The sequence below is a fragment of the Streptomyces sp. NBC_00354 genome, assembly GCF_036106915.1.
Lineage (GTDB): Bacteria > Actinomycetota > Actinomycetes > Streptomycetales > Streptomycetaceae > Streptomyces.
Genome location: NZ_CP107983.1, coordinates 6,485,641 through 6,505,187, shown reverse-complemented (window position 1 = coordinate 6,505,187; position 19,547 = coordinate 6,485,641). Strand labels below are relative to the sequence as shown.

The 19,547-nt window shown below is 73.2% G+C and carries 18 protein-coding genes; 11 read left to right on the top strand and 7 right to left on the bottom strand.

The features are described 5' to 3' along the window. Window positions 1-95: 95 nt before the first annotated feature. The 3 genes from OHT74_RS29815 (at window position 96) to OHT74_RS29805 (ending at window position 3,794) form a co-directional block, all read left to right on the top strand. A complete protein-coding gene (locus OHT74_RS29815; RefSeq protein ID WP_266668547.1) occupies window positions 96-1,166 on the top strand; it encodes a phosphotransferase family protein in 1,071 nt (356 codons plus the stop codon). Between the two features lie 9 nt (window positions 1,167-1,175). After that, window positions 1,176-2,405, top strand: coding sequence for an acyl-CoA dehydrogenase family protein (locus tag OHT74_RS29810; protein WP_266668545.1), 1,230 nt, complete (start codon window positions 1,176-1,178; stop codon window positions 2,403-2,405). 189 nt (window positions 2,406-2,594) lie between these two features. Next, window positions 2,595-3,794: a S8 family peptidase gene (locus OHT74_RS29805; protein WP_266668543.1), complete on the top strand. Its 1,200-nt coding sequence runs from the start codon at window positions 2,595-2,597 to the stop codon at window positions 3,792-3,794. A 28-nt stretch (window positions 3,795-3,822) separates the two neighbouring features. On the opposite strand, the gene OHT74_RS29800 is transcribed toward OHT74_RS29805, so the two are convergent. The 3 genes from OHT74_RS29800 to OHT74_RS29790 all read right to left on the bottom strand — a co-directional run bounded on the left by OHT74_RS29800 (window position 3,823) and on the right by OHT74_RS29790 (window position 7,190). After that, window positions 3,823-4,428, bottom strand: coding sequence for a TetR/AcrR family transcriptional regulator (locus tag OHT74_RS29800; RefSeq protein WP_266630735.1), 606 nt, complete (start codon window positions 4,426-4,428; stop codon window positions 3,823-3,825). 102 nt (window positions 4,429-4,530) lie between these two features. Beyond that, complete coding sequence (locus tag OHT74_RS29795) at window positions 4,531-6,420, bottom strand: AMP-binding protein (protein WP_328621889.1); 1,890 nt, start codon at window positions 6,418-6,420, stop codon at window positions 4,531-4,533. Beyond that, complete coding sequence (locus OHT74_RS29790; RefSeq protein WP_266668539.1) at window positions 6,417-7,190, bottom strand: SDR family oxidoreductase; 774 nt, start codon at window positions 7,188-7,190, stop codon at window positions 6,417-6,419. The genes OHT74_RS29795 and OHT74_RS29790 overlap by 4 nt, the downstream gene beginning before the upstream one ends. Window positions 7,191-7,267: 77 nt before the next feature. Between OHT74_RS29790 and OHT74_RS29785 the strand changes: the two genes are divergently transcribed. From OHT74_RS29785 to OHT74_RS29770, 4 genes are all read left to right on the top strand, one after another. Then, window positions 7,268-8,536 carry an exo-beta-N-acetylmuramidase NamZ family protein gene (locus tag OHT74_RS29785; RefSeq protein ID WP_328621888.1) on the top strand — a complete coding sequence of 423 codons (1,269 nt, stop codon included), beginning with the start codon at window positions 7,268-7,270 and terminating at the stop codon, window positions 8,534-8,536. Between the two features lie 105 nt (window positions 8,537-8,641). After that, window positions 8,642-10,015 (top strand): serine-threonine protein kinase, encoded by a 1,374-nt coding sequence (locus tag OHT74_RS29780; protein WP_266668536.1) that lies wholly within the window; start codon window positions 8,642-8,644, stop codon window positions 10,013-10,015. Window positions 10,016-10,166: 151 nt separating this feature from the next. After that, complete coding sequence (locus OHT74_RS29775) at window positions 10,167-10,787, top strand: hypothetical protein (RefSeq protein ID WP_266668534.1); 621 nt, start codon at window positions 10,167-10,169, stop codon at window positions 10,785-10,787. 29 nt (window positions 10,788-10,816) lie between these two features. After that, entirely contained in the window at window positions 10,817-11,602 is a 786-nt protein-coding gene (locus OHT74_RS29770; RefSeq protein ID WP_328621887.1) for a 3-keto-5-aminohexanoate cleavage protein, read from the top strand. Here OHT74_RS29770 and soxR read toward each other — a convergent pair. After that, window positions 11,583-12,026 carry a redox-sensitive transcriptional activator SoxR gene (gene soxR, locus OHT74_RS29765; RefSeq protein ID WP_323139602.1) on the bottom strand — a complete coding sequence of 148 codons (444 nt, stop codon included), beginning with the start codon at window positions 12,024-12,026 and terminating at the stop codon, window positions 11,583-11,585. The two genes, OHT74_RS29770 and soxR, sit on opposite strands and share 20 nt — an antisense overlap. A 122-nt stretch (window positions 12,027-12,148) precedes the next feature. Between soxR and OHT74_RS29760 the strand changes: the two genes are divergently transcribed. After that, entirely contained in the window at window positions 12,149-12,610 is a 462-nt protein-coding gene (locus OHT74_RS29760; RefSeq protein ID WP_266668528.1) for a MaoC family dehydratase, read from the top strand. Here the strand turns inward: OHT74_RS29760 and OHT74_RS29755 are convergent. The 3 genes from OHT74_RS29755 to OHT74_RS29745 form a co-directional block, all read right to left on the bottom strand. Beyond that, window positions 12,601-13,254 carry a TetR/AcrR family transcriptional regulator gene (locus OHT74_RS29755; RefSeq protein WP_266668526.1) on the bottom strand — a complete coding sequence of 218 codons (654 nt, stop codon included), beginning with the start codon at window positions 13,252-13,254 and terminating at the stop codon, window positions 12,601-12,603. The two genes, OHT74_RS29760 and OHT74_RS29755, sit on opposite strands and share 10 nt — an antisense overlap. Before the next feature lie 91 nt (window positions 13,255-13,345). After that, on the bottom strand, window positions 13,346-13,636 hold the full coding sequence (locus OHT74_RS29750; protein ID WP_266668524.1) for a YiaA/YiaB family inner membrane protein: 291 nt from the start codon (window positions 13,634-13,636) through the stop codon (window positions 13,346-13,348). Between the two features lie 80 nt (window positions 13,637-13,716). After that, on the bottom strand, window positions 13,717-14,868 hold the full coding sequence (locus tag OHT74_RS29745) for an acyl-CoA dehydrogenase family protein (protein WP_266668522.1): 1,152 nt from the start codon (window positions 14,866-14,868) through the stop codon (window positions 13,717-13,719). Window positions 14,869-14,953: 85 nt separating this feature from the next. Here OHT74_RS29745 and OHT74_RS29740 point away from each other — a divergent pair, with 85 nt between their 5' ends. From OHT74_RS29740 to OHT74_RS29730, 3 genes are all read left to right on the top strand, one after another. Continuing rightward, entirely contained in the window at window positions 14,954-15,598 is a 645-nt protein-coding gene (locus OHT74_RS29740; protein WP_328621886.1) for a TetR/AcrR family transcriptional regulator, read from the top strand. Window positions 15,599-15,727: 129 nt separating this feature from the next. Next, a complete protein-coding gene (locus OHT74_RS29735; RefSeq protein WP_328621885.1) occupies window positions 15,728-16,522 on the top strand; it encodes an SDR family oxidoreductase in 795 nt (264 codons plus the stop codon). 49 nt (window positions 16,523-16,571) lie between these two features. Further along, window positions 16,572-19,544: a BTAD domain-containing putative transcriptional regulator gene (locus OHT74_RS29730; protein WP_328621884.1), complete on the top strand. Its 2,973-nt coding sequence runs from the start codon at window positions 16,572-16,574 to the stop codon at window positions 19,542-19,544. Window positions 19,545-19,547 lie beyond the last annotated feature (3 nt).

Here is a 19,547-nt window from a genome sequence, read left to right as displayed (position 1 = left end):
ACTCGTGGGCCCTGCGCACTGGACGACATACCGACTGGTCGGCATGATGTCTCTCGTTCGCTCGTCCTCGTCCACTCCGCACGGAGGTGCGCACCATGACCTCAGCGTCTGCGTCCGCTTCAGCCGGCCCCCGGGGCCTCGATCTGGAGCGGCTGCGCGGTCATCTCGACCGGGCGCGGCCGGGGCTCGCGGCCGGGGCGCTGCGCGGCCGGCTGATCGAAGGCGGCCGCTCGAACCTCACGTACGAGATCACCGACGGGACCGCCCGCTGGGTGGTGCGCCGCCCGCCGCTCGGTCACGTCCTGGCCACGGCGCACGACATGCGGCGCGAGCACCGGGTGATCCGGGCGCTGCACGGTACGGCCGTGCCGGTGCCCGAGCCGCTGCTGCTGTGCGAGGACGAGTCGGTCCTCGGGGCGCCGTTCTACGTCATGGAGTACGTGGACGGGGTGCCGTACCGGACGGCCGGACAGCTGGCCGCGATCGGCCCCGAGCGCACCCGGCGGGCGGTCCTGGGCCTGGTCGACACGCTGGTCGACCTGCACGCGGTGGACCCGGAGGCGGTGGGCCTGGGCGACTTCGGCCGGCCCGAGGGCTTCCTCGACCGGCAGCTGCGCCGCTGGGGCAAGCAGCTCGCGGCCTCCCGGGGGCGCGAGCTCGCGGGCATCGACGAGCTGCACGGCGCGCTCGGCCGCGCCCTGCCCGACTCCCCCGCCCCGACCGTCGTGCACGGCGACTTCCGGCTGGACAACGTACTGATCGGCGGTCCGGACGACACGATCCGGGCGGTGCTGGACTGGGAGATGTCCACGCTCGGCGATCCGCTGACCGACCTCGGACTGCTGGTGATGTACAGCTCGGACCTGGGGCTGACCGACTCCCCGGTCAGTACGACGAGCGGCGCGCCCGGACATCCGGCGCCGGCCGAGCTGATCGAGCGGTACGCCGCCCGCTCCGGCCGGGACACCGGCGCGATCGCCTGGTACACGGCCTTCGCCTGGTTCAAGCTCGCGGTGATCCTCGAGGGCATCCACTACCGGTACACGCTCGGGCAGACGGTGGGCGCGGGCTTCGACCGGATCGGCGAGCTGGTCCCGGTCTTCATCGAGCACGGTCTGACCACCCTCCAAGGCCTCCATCCATTCGAAAACGGCCAGAAAGGCTGAGGCACACCCATGGACTTCGCATTCGACGCCCGGACCGAGGAACTCCGCGAGCGGCTGCTCGCGTTCATGGACGAGTACGTGTACCCGGCGGAGCCCGTCGCCGCCGAGCAGCGCGCGCGGCTGGCCTCGCCCTGGGACACCCCGGCCGTCTTCGGTGAGCTGAAGGCCGAAGCGCGCCGTCAGGGCCTGTGGAATCTCTTCCTTCCCGATGCCGAGCACGGCGCCGGGCTGACCAACCTCCAATACGCCCCGCTCGCCGAGATCACCGGCCGCAGCCCGCACCTGGCGCCGATGGCGACCAACTGCGCGGCCCCGGACACCGGGAACATGGAGCTGCTCGCGCAGTTCGGCAACGAGGAGCAGAAGAAGCAGTGGCTCGAGCCGCTGCTGGCCGGCGAGATCCGGTCCGCCTTCGCGATGACCGAGCCCGAGGTGGCCTCCTCGGACGCGACGAACATCGAGACGCGGATCGAGCGCTCGGCGAGCGGTGACGAGTATGTGGTCACGGGACGCAAGTGGTTCATCTCCGGGGCCATGAACCCGGACTGCAAGATCTTCATCGTCATGGGCAAGACGGACCCGGAAGGCGCCGATCCGCGCCGCCAGCAGTCGATGATCCTGGTCCCGCGCGACACCCCTGGGGTCGAGGTGCGCCGGGCGATGACCGTGTACGGGTACGAGGACCACGACCACGGCGGCCACGCCGAGGTGGTCTTCGACGGGGCCCGGGTCCCGGCCGCGAACCTGATCGGTGAGGAGGGCACCGGCTTTGCGATCGCCCAGGCCCGGCTCGGCCCGGGCCGGATCCACCACTGCATGCGCCTGATCGGCATGGCGGAGCGGGCCATCGAGCTGATGTGCCGGCGCGCGGTGGGCCGTACGGCCTTCGGCAAGGAGCTGGCCGCGCAGGGCGTCGTACAGAACTGGATCGCGGACGCCCGGGTCACGGTGGAGCAGCTGCGTCTGCTGGTCCTGAAGACGGCCTGGCTGATGGACACGGTCGGCAACCGGGGTGCGCACACCGAGATCCAGGCCATCAAGATCGCGACCCCGCGGGCGGTGGTGCGGATCCTGGACGACGCGGTGCAGCTGCACGGCGCGGGCGGGGTGAGCCAGGACTTCCCGCTGGCCGAACTGTGGGCGGCGGCACGGACGTTGCGGCTGGCGGACGGTCCGGACGAGGTGCACCAGCGTTCACTGGCGCACCGGGAGCTGAAGAAGTACGCGGGCCGTTCGTGAACGTGTGGGAATCGTGCGGGAGTTCGTGTGAACTCATGTGCGAAGTGAAGGCGATGCGGGAGGTCTTTTAAGAAACCTTGTTGAACAACCCCGCCACGCCGAGGCGTTCTTGATTTGCGCCTGTCAATCGGATCAGGGTTCTCCAGAAGGTTTGACGCCCCACACGTCAACATGAGGAGAACCCTCCAGATGGCAACTCACAAGCGTTCGCGCGGTTTCCGGTACGCAGCAGTCGGCGCGGGAGCCGCCACAGCGGCCGCCGTGACCCTGCTCGCCACCCCCTTCGCAGGGGCGGCGTCACCGGCCGAGGGCACGGTCTACGGACTGGGCGCGCCCGGCGCGATCAGCGGAAGCTACGTCGTCATACTTGACGCATCCGCGAACAAGGAACAGCTGGCCAAGAAGTACGGAGGCGAGCTCAAGCGTTCCTACAGCTCCGGGGTCAACGGCTTCTCGGCCGCGGGCCTGAGCGAGACCGAGGCCAAGCGGCTCGCCGCGGACCCGGCCGTCGGCAAGGTCGTGCAGAACAAGAAGTTCACCATCAACGCCACTCAGGACAACCCGCCTTCATGGGGTCTGGACCGGATCGACCAGACGGCCAAGGCGGGCGACAAGAAGTACAGCTACCCCGACAGCGCCGGTGAGGGCGTGACGGCGTACGTCATCGACACCGGCATACGCACGACGCACAAGGACTTCGGCGGCCGCGCGACGTCCGGCTTCGACGCGGTGGACAACGACGACAGCGCCGACGACGGCAACGGCCACGGCACGCACGTGGCGGGCACCATCGCGGGGACCGCGCACGGCGTCGCCAAGAAGGCGAAGCTGGTCGCGGTGCGGGTGCTGGACGACAACGGCTCCGGCACCACCGAGCAGGTCGTCGCCGGCATCGACTGGGTCACCCAGCACCACTCGGGGCCCTCGGTGGCCAACATGAGCCTGGGCGGCGGCGCGGACGAGGCGCTGGACGAGGCCGTGCGCCGGGCCATCGCCTCGGGTGTCACCTTCGCCGTGGCGGCGGGCAACGAATCGGCCGACGCCGCAAAGGGCTCCCCCGCGCGGGTTCCGGAGGCGATCACCGTGGCGTCGAGCACCATCGACGACGAACAGTCCTCGTTCTCGAACTTCGGTTCCGTGGTGGACCTGTACGCGCCGGGTTCGGACATCACCTCCGACTGGAAGGACAGCGACACCGGCACCAAGACCATCTCGGGCACCTCCATGGCCACCCCGCACGTTGCGGGCGCCGCGGCGGTCTACCTGGCCGGGCACCCGTCCGCGACCCCGGCGCAGACGGCCGCGGCACTGACGGCCGCGGCCACGGCGGGCGCGGTGAGCAACCCGTCGCCGGGCACGGCGAACAAGCTGCTGAAGGTGGCCCCGTAACGGGTGACCTGACGCCCTGACCGCTCTCCTACGGTCGCAGCGCGCGCAGCAGCAGGTCGGCGAGGTGATCGGCGACCTGCTGCGGCGTGAGCGGGCCGTCCGTGCGGTACCAGGTGGACAGGTGGTGGACGGAGCCGAAGTGGTAGTCCACCACCAGGTCCGCGGGCGTGGCGGTGGAGAACACTCCGGTCCGCTGGCCTTCCTCGACCAGCGCCCGGAAGCGCTCGTGGTAGCGCCGGCGCTCCGCCCGCACCTGCTTGAACTTCTCCGGGCTGAGCTGGTGCATCGACCGGAAGAAGATCGCCGCGTCGTCGAGGTTCTCGATGGTGGTGACCACCACGTCGGCGGCCGCGGCGCGCAGCCGCTCCTCGACCGGGGCATCGGAATCGGCCACCGCGTCCAGGCGCTGCTGCTGGAGGCGCAGCATCCGCGAGTACACCTCGTGCAGCAGGTCGTCCTTGGATCCGAAGTAGTGGTAGAGCGCACCCTTGGTGACCCCGGCCGCCTCGACGATCTCCTGTACGGAGGTGCGGTCGTAGCCGCGCTCGGCGAACAACCGGGTGGCGACGGCCAGCAGCCGCTGCGGCACCGGGGCTTCGTTCGTGCCTTCGGGCTCCGTGGTCCTGGCAGCCATGGCGCTGACCTTCCCTTCCCTGTTCTCTGGTCGTACGACCAGCCGTACGGACCGGCCGTACGCACCAGCCGTACGACCGGCTGTACGACCGTACGACTGTTTTCAGCCGCGGTCGCGCAGTTCCCGTCGCAGGATCTTGCCACTCGTCGTCTTCGGCAGGACAGGCAGGATCTCCACTTGCCGCGGGTATTTGTACGCGGCGATGCGCGCGGCGCAGTACGCGGACAGCTCCTCCGGCAGCGCCGAGGTGCCGGGACGCAGGCTCACGTACGCCTTCACGCTCTCCCCGCGGTACGGGTCCGGGACGCCGACCACGGCCGCCTCGCGCACGGCGGGGTGGGTGTAGAGCACGTCCTCGACCTCGCGCGGCCAGACCTTGAACCCGGAGGCGTTGATCATGTCCTTCTTGCGGTCGACGACGTAGAGCCAGCCGTCCGCGTCCATGAACCCGACGTCGCCGGTACGCAGTTCGCCGTTTGGGAAGGCCTTGGCGGTGTCCGCCGGCAGCCCCCAGTAGCCGGGGACGACCTGGGGCCCCCGGACGGCTATCTCGCCGGCCTCGCCGAAGGGCACCTCGCCGCCCTGCTCGTCCAGGATCCGTACGAGCGTGTCCGCGCCGGGCAGGCCCACGGAGAGGGTGCCGGAGGCGGGGTCCACCGGGGCTTCGAGGTGCACGGGCACGGAGGCGCAGGGCGCGGTGCACTCGGTGAGACCGTAGCCGTTGCGGAGGTAGAAGCCGAAGGCGGCGCGGAGGCGTTCGACGAGGGCGGGCGGGAGCGGGGCGCCGCCGGAGGAGATCACCTGGAACGAGGCGAAGTGGTCCGGGGCGGCCTCGGGGTGGGCGGCGAGGGCCATGAAGGCGGTGGCCGGACCGACGGTGTAGGCGGGGCGGTGCTCGAGGAAGGCGTCGAGGACGACGCCGGCGTCGAAGCGGTGGGCGAGGACGAGGGTGCCGGCGTTGGCGAAGCAGGCGCCGAGCTCGCAGACCATGCCGGTGATGTGGAACAGGGGCGCGAGGGCGAAGTACACGGCGCCCTCGGGGAGCGGGTGCCCGGTGACCTGCCGGACGGCGTTGTGGGTGAGCGCGCCGTGCGGGTTCATGGCGCCCTTGGGGGTGCCGCTGGTGCCGGAGGTGTAGCTGATGAGCGCGGTGTCGGCGGCGGTGAGGCCGGGGTCCGGCGGGGCGGGGTGGCCCTGGCGGGCCACGGCGGTGAGGTCGGCCGGGGCCACCCCGCGGGCCGGTGCCGGGATGCCGGGGCGTTCGGCGTCGGGGCGGGCGGGTCCGGGCTGCACGGGTCCTGCCTTGGAGGGTCCTGCCTTGGAGGGTCCGGCCTGCGGGTGTCGCTGCTGCGGGACCAGTCCGGCGGCGCCTGCCGACGGCGGGGCAGAGCCCGGCGCGGTCGGGTCCGGCGCGGCGGCGGAGCCCGGCTCGGCGGAGCCCGGCTCGGCGGAGCCCGGCTCGGCGGAGCCCGGTTCCGCCGGGGCGAAGACGCGCGGGTCGTTCCGGGTCTGGAAGTCCCGGTCCGAGGCGGTCAGGGCGACCCGTACGGCCGTGCCGCGGACGGCCTCGGCCACGTACGCCGACCACGCGCGGCCGTCGCACACCAGCGCGGAAGCCCCCGAGTCCCGCAGGATGTGCCCGATCTCGCCCGCTTTGTACATGGGGTTGAGCGGGACGACCACCGCCCCGGCCTTCCATGCGCCCAGGACGGCGAGCACGAAGTGCGGGGTGTTCTGCAGCATGACGGCGACCCGGTCCCCGCGGCGGATGCCGTGCACGGCGAGGTGGCCGGCGACGGAGTCGGAGAGCGCGTCGGTCTCCGCGTAGCCGATGCGGCCGTCGAAGTAGGCCAGCGCGGTGCGCTCCGGGGCCCGGGCGACGGCGTCACGGAAGGCGTGCAGCAGGCTGGGCGGCGGGGAGAGGGGGGCGCGCTGGGCCGGGCTGAGCAGCCCGAGCCACGGCTTGGCGGCATAGCCCGAGGGCCGGGTCACCTGGTCTCCCACTTCTGCTGGAGGTGGTTCATGCTGCCGAGCCAGCGGTCCGGTTCGGTGGCGCGGGCGGCGTAGTAGTCCGCGACCTCGGGGTGCGGGAGGATCAAGAACCGGCCCTTCTCCATGCCGTCGAACAGTGCGTCCGCAACCGCTTCCGGCTCGATCGCGGTCGGCGCGAGGACGAGTTCGCCCGCCGAGCCCGCGGCCGTCAGCATGTCGGTGCGCACCCCCTGCGGGCAGATGGCATGGACCTGCACGCCGCGGTGGCGGTAGGTCAGCGAGAGCCACTCCGCGAAGGCGAGCGCACCGTGCTTGGTGACACTGTACGGCGCCGCCCCGATCATGGTCAGCAGCCCTGCGGCCGAGACGGTGGACACGAAGCGCCCGCTTCCGCGCTCCAGCCAGTCGGGCAGCAGCAGCCGGGCAGCGCGGACGTGCGCCATGACGTTGGTGTCCCAGGCCGCCTCCCACACGGCCTCGTCGGCGAACGCGTCGCCGCCCGAGGCGAGTCCGGCGTTCGCGCAGTAGACGTCCACCCGTCCGCCGAGCGTCTCGCGGGCCTGCGCCACGACGGCCGACGCGTCGCCCGGGACCGCGATCGCCCGGGCACCGATCTCGCCCGCCACGGCGGCGGCCTTGGCGGCGTCGAGGTCGTTGACCACGACCGTGGCCCCCTCGGCGGCGAAGCGGTGGGCGAGGGCGGCGCCGATGCCGCCGCCCGCGCCGGTGACGACGACTCGCTGGTCCTGGTACGCGCTCACGGGGATCACCTTTCATGGCCGGATGCCGGGCAGACTAACCGGTCGGTATGTCGGGGTGGAAGAGGGCAGGCGCATAGCGTGGCCGGATGACGCTGTCACGACGGGGGCTGTTGGGGCTGGCGGGGACGACGGGGGCCTTGGGGACTCTCGGGGCGGTGGGCGCGGGGCCCGGCCGGGCCCCGGACCAGCCGGCGGAAGCCGCCGGCCGGGTGCGCACGGGCTTCGATCAGCTCGTCGCCGACGGCTACGCGGTGCTCGCCGGGCAGCGGGTCGGGGTGGTCACCAACCCCACCGGGATCACCGCCGACGCCCGCCACCTGGTCGACGTACTGCATGCGGACGCAAGGGTGAACCTGGTGGCGGTGTTCGGGCCGGAGCACGGGTTCCGCGGGACGGCGCAGGCGGGCGATTCGGAGGCGGCCGGGCGCGATCCGGCGACCGGGCTGCCGGTGTACGACACGTACGGCAAGAGCGGGCAGAAGCTCGCGGACGTGTTCACGGCGGCCGGGATCGACACCGTCGTCTTCGACATCCAGGACGTCGGGGCGCGCTTCTACACCTACATCTGGACCCTGTACGACTGCATGCGCGCGGCCGCACTGGCCGGCAAGGCGGTGGTCGTACTGGACCGGCCGAACCCGGTGGGCGGCCGGTCGGCCGCCGGGCCCGTACTGGAGCGCGCGTACGCGAGCGGCGTGGGCCGGGAGCCGATCGCGCTCGCGCACGGGATGACGGTGGCCGAGCTGGCCCTGCTGTTCAACGGGGAGTTCCTGGCCGCGCAGCCGGTCAGGCTGAGCACGGTACGGATGACCGGGTGGCGGCGGGACTCCTTCTTCGGGGCGACCGGACTGCCCTGGGTGCCGCCGAGCCCGAACGTGCCGACGCCGGACACGGCCCTCGCGTACGCCGGCACCTGCCTGTTCGAGGGCACCAACCTGTCGGAGGGGCGCGGTACGACCACGCCCTTCGAGGTGGTCGGCGCGGAGGGCCTGGACCGGCGGTGGGCGGAGGCGGCCCAGGCGCTGGAACTGCCCGGGGTGTGGTTCCGGGAGGCCTACTTCACGCCGACGTTCTCCAAGTTCGCCGGGAAGGTGTGCGGCGGGGTCCGGCTGATCGTGCACGACCGGGCGGCCTTCGATCCGGTACGGGCCGGGGTCGGGCTGCTGGTGACCGCGAAGCGGACGTGGTCCGGTTTCGCGTGGCGCACGGACCACTGGATCGACCAGCTGACCGGCTCGGACCGGGTCCGGAAGATGGTGGACGCGGGGGCAGGGGTCGAGGAGATCGCGGCCGACTGGGCGACGGGGCTGGAGCGGTTCGCGGCCGTGCGGGGGCGGTACCTGCTGTACCCGTGAACCCGCGTGAATCCGCGTGAATCCGTGGGTGGCAGGGGTCTGGCCGGGTAGGGGCGGCAGCAGGATGCTGGACGGCACCGGAGAGACGGCGCGGAGGGGGACCTCATGTCGGATGCAACGGCGTCGAGTGGCGGGATCGGGGTCGGTCCGTACGCGGAGCTGACCTTCGACTCCGACGGGGACGTGGACCGGAGCACGCAGGATGCGGTGGCTGCGCTGGAGGCCACCGATCTACTGGTCTTCGCGCACGGCTGGAACAGCGACCGGTCGACGTCGACCCGGCTCTTCGACCGCTTCTACGCCCCCTTCCCGGGACTGGTGGGGCCGGGCGTGCGGCTGGGGTACGTGGGCGTCGTCTGGCCCTCGATCCGGTTCTCGGACGAGCCGATTCCGGACTTCGACCCCCACGCCACGCTCGCCGAGCCGAGCCACGGGACGGCGCTGGACCCCGCCACGCTGCGGGCGCTCGCGGAGTTCTGGCCGGGGCGGGTGGCGGAGCTGGACCGGGTCGCCGAACTGCTGGAGGACCGGCCGGAGTCGGCGGCCGCGTTCACCGAATTCGGCGCGCTGGTACGGGAGCTGGCGGGGGTGGATGCGGTGGACGTGGCCGATCCGGCGGAGGCGTCCGACGCGACCGCCTCGGGTGTCGCGGGTGTCGCAGCCGTCACGGCCGTCGCGGTCCCCGCCGTGCGGGACGTGCCCGCCATCTTCACGCACGACGTGCTGGAGGTGTGCCGTGCCTTCACCGAAGGGCTGATCGCGTCGGGCGCCCTGCCCGGAGGCGCCGCCGAGCCCGGATTCTCCGTCGGCGGCGGCCTGCGCGCGCTGTGGAACGGCGCCAAGGAGCTGCTGCGACAGGCCACGTACTACCAGATGAAGAAGCGGGCCGGGGTCGTCGGCGAGCGCGGCCTCGGCCCGGTACTGGCCGAACTGGCGGGCCACCGCCCGGCCCTGCGGATCCATCTGATCGGCCACAGCTTCGGGGCCCGGGTGGTGTCCTTCGCGCTGCGCGCGGTGCCGGACGGGACCCGGTACGTGAAATCGGCGACCCTGCTCCAAGGGGCCTTCTCCCACTACGCCTTCGCCGACCGGCTCCCCCACGACAAGGGCAGCGGCGGGGCGCTGCGCGGGATGCAGCGCCGGGTCGACGGCCCGGTGCTCGCCTGCCACTCCTCGTACGATTCGGCCCTCAAGGTCTTCTATCCGCTGGCCTCCCGGATGGCAGGGGATTCGGCCGGTCTGCTCGGTTTCGACGAGCGGTGGGGCGCGATCGGTCACGACGGGGTGCAGGCGGTGCCGGGCGCGCCGCGGATCAGCCTCGACACGGCCTTGCGTGAGGGGGTCCCGGAGGCCGGTTGCGTCAGTGTGGACACCGGGTCCGTGGTGCGGCGCGGCGGTCCGCCCTCGGGGGCGCACAGCGACATCTGCCACGAGGAGCTGGCCCGGCTCGTGGTTGCTGCGGGGCGCATGGGGCGCTGAGTTCCGGCCATGTGCCACCCGCACGCCTCGACCGCCCCCGCATGCGCCCGCAGCTGACCGGGCATGTTGGGCACATCTCACGGTGCGTCGTCGTTCGACGTAATACGACGCCCCCCGGTGCGGGCGTGGGCGCGACGGAGGTGAAGGTGTCATGGCGGGATTCCGAAGTCTGGCGTACCAGGTGCGGGACGCACGCAATGACCGTGCCCTGCGGCGCCATTCGCTGCGCCGCTGCCTGGAGCGGTTCGCTCCGTACGGGCACCGGGCGACGTGGTGGCATCTGTGCGACCGGCACGGGATCGCCCCCGAGGACCGGGGGGCCGATCCGCTGCGGCTGGTCGCGGCCTTGGAGGAGCTGGAGGAGGCGCGGGCGGTCTGGCTGGAGTACGAGCGCCAGTTCGCGGAGCGGCGCCGGCGGGAGAAGTACCACGGGCTGCGCCGCCCGGAGTGGGCGTGGGGCGGCAGTGGGGACGCGGTGGTGCGGTGCGCCGATCCGGGGGTGCGGCCCGACGGGACGCTGGGCGAGGTGCTGCGGCGGCTGGTCACGGCGCTGGAGTCGGAGCCGGGGACGGGGTGCCCGGTCTGCGGGGAGCAGGAGCTGCGCTGGCCCGCGCACATGCCGGGGCAGAGACGGGGGCCCCGCGCGGGGCATGGCAACTGGGAGGGGGCGTGGGCCTGGGACGGACCGGTGTGCGCGGGCTGCGGGATCGTCGTGCCGCGGCCGGCGCTGGCGGACTCGGCCACGGATCCGGCTTCGGCGGGGGCGGCATGAGCCTGCGGGGGCTTCGGGTGTCGGCGCCGGTGGCGGTGTCGCTATCGGTGTCGGTGTCGCTGAACGGCGGGCGCGCTGCCGCCGACGGCGGGGCCGTGCCCCTGTCCCCGCCGGACGTGGTGGAGTCGGCCCTGGGGGCGGTCGCCGCCGGGGCCGGGGAGGTGCTGGTCCATCCGCGGACCCCGTGCGGCCGGGAGAGCCTGTCGCCCCGGGTCGTCGGGCCGCTGCTGGAGGCGGTGCGGGGCGCGGGGGTCTCCGTACCGCTTTCGGTGTCCGCGGGCATCGGGGCCGAGCCGGATCCGGCGGGGCGGCTGGAGCGGGTCCGGTCGTGGACGGTGCTGCCGGACCGGGCGGTGGTGCATTTCGCGGAGCCGGGGGCCGAGGAGCTGGCCGAGGCCCTGCTGGCGCGGGGCGTGGCGGTGGACGCGATGGTTCCGCTGGGCGGGGAGGGCGCCGGGCCGGGGGCTGAGGCAGGGGCGGTGGAGCCGGCGCCGGGTGCGCTCGCGCGGTTCCTGGCCTGGCCGGTGCGGGACCCTGGACGGATCCGGCTGGCGGTGGAGCTGGCGGTGGCCGATCCGGCGCTGGTGGCGGGGCTGCGGTGGCTGCCGCCGGTGCCGCTGCTGCTGTTCGGGCGGGAGGCCGCCGCCTGGCCGGTGCTGCGGCTGGCCGCGCGGTGCGGTGCGGGCGCACGGATCGGCGTGGGCGACGTACTGCACCTGCCGGACGGGCGGCCGGCGCGCTCGAATGCCGAGCTGGTGTCGGCGGCCCTCGAGGCGGCCGGTACGGAGACCGCCGCTACAACCTCGAGCCGGTGAGCTGGTCGCCGAACTTGTCGTCCGGGTTGGACAGGGCGCAGTTCTTCAGCGAGAGGCAGCCGCAGCCGATGCAGTCGGACAAGTGGTCGCGCAGGCGCATCAGCCGGGTGATCCGCTGGTCGAGCTCGGCGCTCCAGGCCTCCGAAAGCCGTGCCCAGTCCTCGCGGTTGGGGGTGCGCTCCTCGGGGAGCTGGGCGAGTGCGTCGCGGATGGCGGCGAGCGGGATGCCGACGCGCTGGGCGGCGCGTACGAAGGCCACCCGGCGCAGTGCGTCGCGGCTGTAGCGTCGCTGGTTGCCGGCGGTGCGACGGCTGCTGATCAGGCCCTTGGTCTCGTAGAAGTGCAGCGCGGAGACGGCCGCCCCGCTGCGGGCGGACAGCTGGCCGACGGTGAGCTCGTGGATTTTCTCGGGAATCTTCGGCACGACGCCGAGGGTAGTCGGCCGGGCCGACATTCGTTGACAGACGTGTCGTTGACAGATACATGCGGCCCCAGCATGCTGAGCAGCGCTGAGCAAGCGCTTGTTCGCCAGGGAGAGGGAGACGCATGGCCGAGCCGAGGATCTTCACGTCCGCCGAGGAGCTGCACGCAGGGATCGGGGAAACGCTCGGTCCGAGCGGGTGGCTGGAGGTGGACCAGAAGCGGATCGACCTGTTCGCCGATGCCACCGGTGACCACCAGTGGATCCACGTGGACCCGGAGCGGGCCGCGGGCGGACCCTTCGGCTCCACCATCGCCCACGGCTATCTCACCCTGTCGCTGCTGCCGAGCCTGGTGCCGCAGGTCATGCGGGTCGAGGGCATGAAGATGGGCATCAACTACGGCACGAACAAGGTGCGTTTCCCGGCGCCGGTGCCGGTCGGCTCGCGGCTGCGCGCCACCGTCGTGATCACGGAGGTCACGCAGGCGGGCGGCGGCGTCCAGGTCGCGGCGACGGTCACGGTCGAGCGCGAGGACGGCGACAAGCCGGTGTGCGTGGCGGAGTCGGTGTCCCGCTACTACTTCTGAGGCGCTGCGAAGGCGGGTGCGTCAGGGGTCGCGCCCACCATGCGCAGGACGAGGTCGGCGTAGAGCGCGCCGACCTCGTCGGGCGTACGGTGGCCGGCCGTGCTGAACCAGCGGGCCACGTCGATGCACAGGGACAGGACGGCGAGGGTGGTGCCGGGGACGTCCGGCACGTCGAACTCCCCGGCCGCGACCCCGTCGGCGAGGATGCGGCGCACGGCGGCATCGCTCTGCCGGCGCAGTGCCACGATCTCGGAGCGGTGCTCCGGAGCGAGGGCGTCGAGCTCGTACTGGACCACGCGCGCGGTGGTGTGGTGCGCGGCGTGCCACAGCACGAAGGACCGTACGGCGGCGTCGAGCCGTTCGGCGGCCGAGCCCGGGCCGCAAGCGGCGGTCTCCAGGATCTCGAGCGCCTTGTCGTGGCCGATCCGGCTGATCCGGTGGAGCAGCTCTTCCTTGGTCTTGTAGTGGATGTAGAGCGCGGCCGGGCTCATCCCGGCCCGCCCTGCGATGTCACGCGTGGTGGTGGCGTGGTACCCGCGCTCCGCGAACGCTTCGACGGCGGCGACGAGCAGCCGCCGCGCGGCGTCGGGGGTGACCTCCGACCACGGCCGGTAGCCGCCGGTCGTCTCCTCCGCGCTGTCCATCGCTCGCTCACCCTCTTCGTCCTGTGAAAGGAACACCCTACCGGAGGGTGAGCAAGCGCTTAGCGGACTTCGGCGACAGAGCGGCCCGCGATCAGACCTTCGGCTGGAAGGGGTCGTAGTCGGCCATGATCTTCTCCATCCGGGCCTGGTCGACCCGGCTGACGATCTGGGTGAGCTCCTGGCGGTCGCGGATCACCTTGGCGAGGGTGAAGGCCGAGGTGGTGAGGTAGAGGACGGCGATGCCGAGGAAGGCGCGGACCCAGCCGTCCACCTGGAGGTTGTAGATCCCCAGGGCCACGGCGCAGATCGCGACGCCGAAGGACGCGACGGCCTGGCCGTAGTACGCCGTCGAGTTGCGCTGCTTGACCGGTGTCTCGTTCATGGACCCAGCATCGGGCGGCGTGACCGGAGCCACATCCGCACACGTACTCAGATGCGTACTCAGAACGCATGACGCAGGAGTCAGAAGGCGGAGACGCCGGTGCGGGCGCGGCCGATGAGCAGCTTCTGGATCTGGCTCGTGCCCTCGTACAGGGTCATCACCCGGGCGTCGCGCAGCAGCTTGCCGGCCGGGTACTCGTCGATGTAGCCGTAACCGCCGTGCACCTGGAGGGCGTTGCTCGCGGCGCGCACGGCGGCCTCGGAGGCGAAGAGCTTGGCGGTGGAGGACTCGGTGGCGAAGGGCTGCCCGCGGTCGACGAGGTCGGCCACCCGCCAGGTCAGCAGCCGGGCCGCGTCCACGTCGACCGAGATGTCGGCGATCAGCTCCTGGACCAGCTGGTGGTGGGCGATCGGCTTGCCGAACTGCTCGCGCTGGGCGGCGTACGAGACGGCGGCGTCCAGCGCCGCCTGCGCGATGCCGACACACCCGGCGGCGACCGACATACGGCCCTTGGCGAGGGCCGACATGGCCACGGAGAAGCCCTTGCCCTCGGGGCCGACCATCGCGGAGGCGGGGACGCGGACGCCGTCGAGGGCGAGTTCCGCGGTGGCCTGGCCGCGCAGGCCGAGCTTGCCGTGTATCTCGCGCCGGGTCAGGCCGGGGGTGTCGGTGGGGACGAGGAACGCGGAGATCCCGCGGTGGCCGGGCTCGTCGCCGGTGCGGGCGAAGAGGAGGACCACGTCCGCCCAGGTGCCGTTGGTGATGAACATCTTGCTGCCGCTGATGACGTACGCGTCCCCCTCGCGCACGGCGCGGGTGGTGAGGCTGCCGGCGTCGGAGCCGGTGCCGGGCTCGGTCAGCCCGAAGCAGCCGAGCGCGTCGCCCGAGCAGAGGCGGGGCAGCCAGGAACGTTTCTGCTCCTCGGTCCCCCAGGCGGCGAGGGTCTTGGCGACCAGGCCGAGGGAGACGGAGACGATGCCGCGCACGGCCGAGTCGCCGCGGCCGAGCTCCTCGGTGACGAGGACGTAGGCGAGGTGGTCGCCGCCGGAGCCGCCGTACTCCTCGGGGACGGTCAGCCCGAGGAAGCCGAGGCCGCCGAGCTTCTTCACGATGGCCCGGTCCACGCTCTCGGCGCGGTCCCACTCGGCGGCGTACGGGACGATCTCGCGCTCGGTGAACTCGCGGGCGAGCCGGCGTACGGCCTCCTGCTCCTCGCTCAGCTCCAGGTTCACCGGGCACCTCCGGGTGTGGCGGCGTGGACCGGCACGCTTAACTAGCACCGGTAGTTTATGGCGGGCAGGCCCTACTATGTGGCGCATGGCCAGACCGCGCAAGCCCCTCCTCAGCCGAGACCGCATCGTGGAGGCGGCGGGCGCGCTGGTGGACGCGGAGGGGCTGGAGGCGGTGTCGACGCGGCGGCTGGCGGCCGCGCTGGGGGTCAGCGGACCCTCCCTCTACAACCACTTCCGCACGAAGGACGAGATCCTGGACGCGGTAGCGGACGCAGTGAGCGCGCGGGTCGACTTGTCGATGTTCGAGCCGGGGGCGGGCCGGGACTGGCAGACCGCCCTGCGCGACTGGGCGCACTCGTACCGGGACGCGCTGTCCGACCATCCGAACATCGTGCCGGTGCTGGCGCGCGGCCCGGGCCGGCGCCCGGCCGGACTGCGGCTGGCGGACGCCGTGTTCGGCGCGATGACGGCCGCAGGATGGCCCCCGGCGCAGGCGACCCGGATCGGCGCGCTGATGCGGTACTTCATCCTGGGCTCGGCGGTGGGCTCCTTCGCCCGGGGTTTCGTGGACGACGAGGCGGCGTACGACCCCTTGGACTACCCCCACCTGGGCCAGGCCCACCTGCTGGCCGAGCGTCAGCGCGAGGTGGACGAGGGCGCGTTCGAGACGGGCCTGGCCGCGCTGTTGGACGGGTTGGCCCTCCAGTACGAGGCGCTGCCCGAGACCTGAACGGCCCACCGCCGGGCGCACCGGCGGTGGGCCGGTGAGCCGGCGGTGAGCGTGCGGTGAGCCGCCACCGCGACTGTTGCCCCATCGCCGGATCCACCGAGGACCGGCCGCCGAGCGAGGGACAGGGCCATGGGGACGGACACGGGCATGGGCACGGGCGCACTGAACGGCAAGACGGCGCTGGTGACGGGCGGTTCGCGCGGGATCGGCCGGGCGGTCGCGCTGCGGCTCGCTGCCGAGGGCGCGCTGGTCGCCGTCCACTACGGCGGCAACGAGGCAGCGGCCGAGGAGACCGTGGCACAGATCGAGGCGGCGGGCGGCCGGGCGTTCGCCATCCGGGCCCGGTTCGGCGAGGACGGCGCCGTGGACCGGCTGTTCGAGGGCCTGACCGCGGGGCTGGCGGGGCGCGGGCTGGACATCCTGGTCAACAACGCGGGCATCATCTCCGGCAATCCGATCGCGCACGTCACCCCCGAGGAGCTCGACCGGCTGCTCGCCGTCAACGTCAGCACGCCGTTCTTCGTGGTCCAGCGGGCGCTGCCGCTGCTGAACGACGGCGGCCGCATCGTCAACATGGGTTCGACGGCCAGCCGGTTCGCCGTCTCCACACAGATCGGCTACACCATCAGCAAGGCGGCGCTGGAGTCGATGACGCCGTCGCTGGCCAACGAGCTCGGCAGCCGGGGCATCACGGTGAACACCGTCGCACCCGGCGCGGTGCGGACCGACATGACCGCCGGCTACACCGCCGTCCCCGAGGCGGTCGCCGCACTGGAATCCATCACCGCGCTCGGCCGGCTCGGCGAGCCCGAGGACGTCGCCGATGTCGTCGGTTTCCTGGCGGGCCCGCAGGGCCGGTGGGTGACCGGCCAGACGATCGACGTCTCGGGCGGGACCTATCTCGGCCCGATCGCCCACGTCTGATCGACCGATCAGCGGATCAACTGATCGACTCCGGTGGATAATCACCGGCATGCTGTTCGGAATCCTCGGTGAGACCCGGGCGTGGCACGACGACGGGGCCGAGGTTCCGCTGGGCGGACCGGCCCGCCGCGCCCTGCTGGCCCTGCTGCTGACCCACCCGGGAGAGGCCGTGTCGGCGGACCGGCTGGCCGATGGCGTCGACCCGGACGGGACGCTCTCTGCGCACGCCCTCCAGTCCCAGGTGTCCCGACTGCGCAAGGCCCTCGGCCCGGGGGCCGCGATCGAGCAGGCCGGGGCCGGGTACCGGATCGTGGTTCCTCAGGAGGACGTGGACGCCTGCCGGTTCGAGCGGCTGGCCCAGGAGGGACGGGCCGCGCTGCGCGCCGGCGACGCCGAGCGGGCCGTCACGCTGCTGCGCGAGGCGCTGGGGCTGTGGCGGGGCCCGGCGCTGGCCGGCCTCGCCGAGAGCGAGAGCGCCCGGCCTGCCGCCGTACGTCTGGAAGAGCGCCGGCTCGGGGCGCTCGAAGACCGGATCGAGGCCGAGTGCCTGCTCGGCGGGCAGGCCGGCGCCGTACCCGAGCTGCGCGAGCTGGTCGGCCGCCATCCGCTGCGGGAACGGCTCGCGGGGCTGCTGATCCGGGCACTGTTCGCCGAGGGAGGCCCGGCCGCCGCGCTGGTGGCGTACGAGGAGACCCGGCGGCATCTGGCCGATGAGCTGGGCACCGACCCCTCCCCCGAACTCACTGCGCTGTACCGGGAGTTGCTGAGCGCCGATGCGGGACCGGCACCCACGGCGCCGCCCGCGCAGCTGACGGCGTTCGTCGGGCGCGCCGGCGAGGTGGCCGAGGTCGCGGGTCTGCTGCGGGTGGCCCGGCTGGTCACGCTGACCGGGCCCGGCGGCGTCGGCAAGACGCGGCTGTCCGTGGAGGTCGCGGGGGCCGCCGGCACCGGGGCCGGGGCGGACGAGGTGTGCTTCGTGGAGCTGGCCCCACTGCGCGACGGCGCCGGTCTGCCGCAGGCGCTGCTGAGCGCGCTCGGCCTGCGCGCCACCGGGCTGAGCGTGGGCGACAGCGGGCAGACGCCGGTCGACCGCCTGATCGCAGCGCTCTCGGACCGGATGCTCCTGCTCGTCCTGGACAACTGCGAGCACGTCGTGGACGAGATCGCGGCGCTGGCGGCGCGGCTGCTGGCGGCCTGCCCGCGGCTGCGGGTCCTGGCGACGAGCCGGGAGCCGCTCGGCATCATCGGCGAGAGCCTCTGGCCCGTGCGGCCGCTCGACGGTGACGCGGCGGTACGGCTCTTCAGCGAGCGGGCGGGCGCCGTACGGCCCGGTTTCACCGCCGACCCCGAGGTCGTCCGGCGGATCTGCGCGGCCCTCGACGATCTGCCCCTGGCCATCGAGCTCGCGGCGGCGCGCATCCGGACGCTGGACGCCGACGAACTCGCGGGACGGCTGGACGACCGGCTCGGGGTCGCGGCCCGCGGCAGCCGAGGCTCCGACGAGCGCCACCGGACGCTGCGCTCGGTCGTCGCGTGGAGCTGGGAGCTGCTCTCCGCGCCGGAGCAGCGGGCCGCACGGCGGTTCACGGTCTTCGCGGGCGGCGCTACGGCCGAGTCCGCGATACGGGTGTGCGACACCGACGGCGAGACGCTCGAAGCTCTGGTCGACAAATCGCTTCTGGAGTTCGCGGGCGGCCGCTACCGGATGCTGGAGACGATCGGCGCCTACGGCGGAGAACGGCTCGACGCGGCGGGCGAACGCGATGCGGTACGGCGCGCCCACGCCCGGCGGTTCCTGGAGCTGGCGCGGACCGCCGACCCGCATCTGCGGCGGGCCGAGCAACTGGAGTGGCTGCCCCGCCTCACCGTCGAGCACGGGAACCTCCTGGCGGCGCTGCACTGGGCGGTCCGGTCGCCGGATGTGCGCACGGGCCTCGAACTGCTCGCCGCTGCCTCGCACTACCTGTGGATCCGGGGCATCTCGGCCTCGGTGGCACCGCAGGCGATCACGCTCCTCGACGCGATGGGCGCGACGGGCTCGGTGCCGGGCGAGGCGGAAGGCGAAGCGATCGGCGGCGGGACGGGTGAGGCGGCGCCGTGGGCCGGGCTCGGCGAGGAGTACGTCCTGTGCGTGCTGCTGGCGGCTTCGGGCGCGGCCGGGCGGCCGGTGTGGCAACGGCACCGGGCGGCGGCCGAGCAGGCGCTGGCCGCCGCGTGGTCGGGTGCCCGCACGGGCCGCTACCCCGTCGGCCTGTTTCTGTGGATGATGCGGAACGCGGGCGAGGCCGACGCGCGGAGCGCCTTCGCACTCGTCTCGGCCCAGCGCGACTGCCCCGAACCGTGGGCGCGGGCCACAGCCCGGTACGTGTCGGGCTTCGGGCCCCTCGGTGAGGGGGACACCGCCCTGGCCGAGGAGACCTTCGGCGCCGCCGCCCAAGGGTTCCGCGAGCTCGGTGACCGCTGGGGCACCGCCCTGGCCCTGGACACCCTCGCCGGCATGGCGGGCGGGCGCGGTGACCACGTACGGGCCGTCGCGCTCACCGACGAGGCCCTCGCGCTCACCGAGCAGCTCGGCGCCCTGGAGGACAGCGCCGACCTGCTCGTCAACCGGGCCGACCAGCGCGTCGGCGAGAACCCGGCGTCGGCCCGCGCCGACTATAAGGAGGCCGCCGCGCTCGCCCGCCGCGCCGGCAGCCCCACCGGGCTGGCGGCGGCGCTGCGCGGACTGGCCGACATGGCCCTGCTGGACGGGGACCCGGCCGACGCGGAGCGGCTGTACGAGGAGGCTCTGGAGCGTGCCGACCCGCACTGGGTCAAGAGCGTCGGCACCCGGGTCCGTACGCTCGTCGGCCTCGGCCGCATCGCCGAGGCGCGCGGCGACCGTGCAGCGGCCCGGACCCGCTACCGGGAGGCCGCCGAGGCAGCGCTGAGGACGGGGGCCGACACCCCGGAAGCGCTCCGCCTGCTGGGCCTGCCCGCGGACGTCGCGGAACGCGTCGTCGAGGCGGTGAGCACGCGGTGAGCC

Bases quoted from the DNA above. Each gene is read 5' to 3' on its own strand.
- OHT74_RS29815 (WP_266668547.1), top strand. From the start codon at position 96: ATGACCTCAGCGTCTGCGTCCGCTTCAGCCGGCCCCCGGGGCCTCGAT.
- OHT74_RS29810 (WP_266668545.1), top strand. From the start codon at position 1,176: ATGGACTTCGCATTCGACGCCCGGACCGAGGAACTCCGCGAGCGGCTG.
- OHT74_RS29805 (WP_266668543.1), top strand. From the start codon at position 2,595: ATGGCAACTCACAAGCGTTCGCGCGGTTTCCGGTACGCAGCAGTCGGC.
- OHT74_RS29800 (WP_266630735.1), bottom strand. From the start codon at position 4,428: ATGGCTGCCAGGACCACGGAGCCCGAAGGCACGAACGAAGCCCCGGTG.
- OHT74_RS29785 (WP_328621888.1), top strand. From the start codon at position 7,268: ATGACGCTGTCACGACGGGGGCTGTTGGGGCTGGCGGGGACGACGGGG.
- OHT74_RS29780 (WP_266668536.1), top strand. From the start codon at position 8,642: ATGTCGGATGCAACGGCGTCGAGTGGCGGGATCGGGGTCGGTCCGTAC.
- OHT74_RS29775 (WP_266668534.1), top strand. From the start codon at position 10,167: ATGGCGGGATTCCGAAGTCTGGCGTACCAGGTGCGGGACGCACGCAAT.
- OHT74_RS29760 (WP_266668528.1), top strand. From the start codon at position 12,149: ATGGCCGAGCCGAGGATCTTCACGTCCGCCGAGGAGCTGCACGCAGGG.
- OHT74_RS29755 (WP_266668526.1), bottom strand. From the start codon at position 13,254: ATGGACAGCGCGGAGGAGACGACCGGCGGCTACCGGCCGTGGTCGGAG.
- OHT74_RS29750 (WP_266668524.1), bottom strand. From the start codon at position 13,636: ATGAACGAGACACCGGTCAAGCAGCGCAACTCGACGGCGTACTACGGC.
- OHT74_RS29740 (WP_328621886.1), top strand. From the start codon at position 14,954: ATGGCCAGACCGCGCAAGCCCCTCCTCAGCCGAGACCGCATCGTGGAG.
- OHT74_RS29735 (WP_328621885.1), top strand. From the start codon at position 15,728: ATGGGGACGGACACGGGCATGGGCACGGGCGCACTGAACGGCAAGACG.
- OHT74_RS29730 (WP_328621884.1), top strand. From the start codon at position 16,572: ATGCTGTTCGGAATCCTCGGTGAGACCCGGGCGTGGCACGACGACGGG.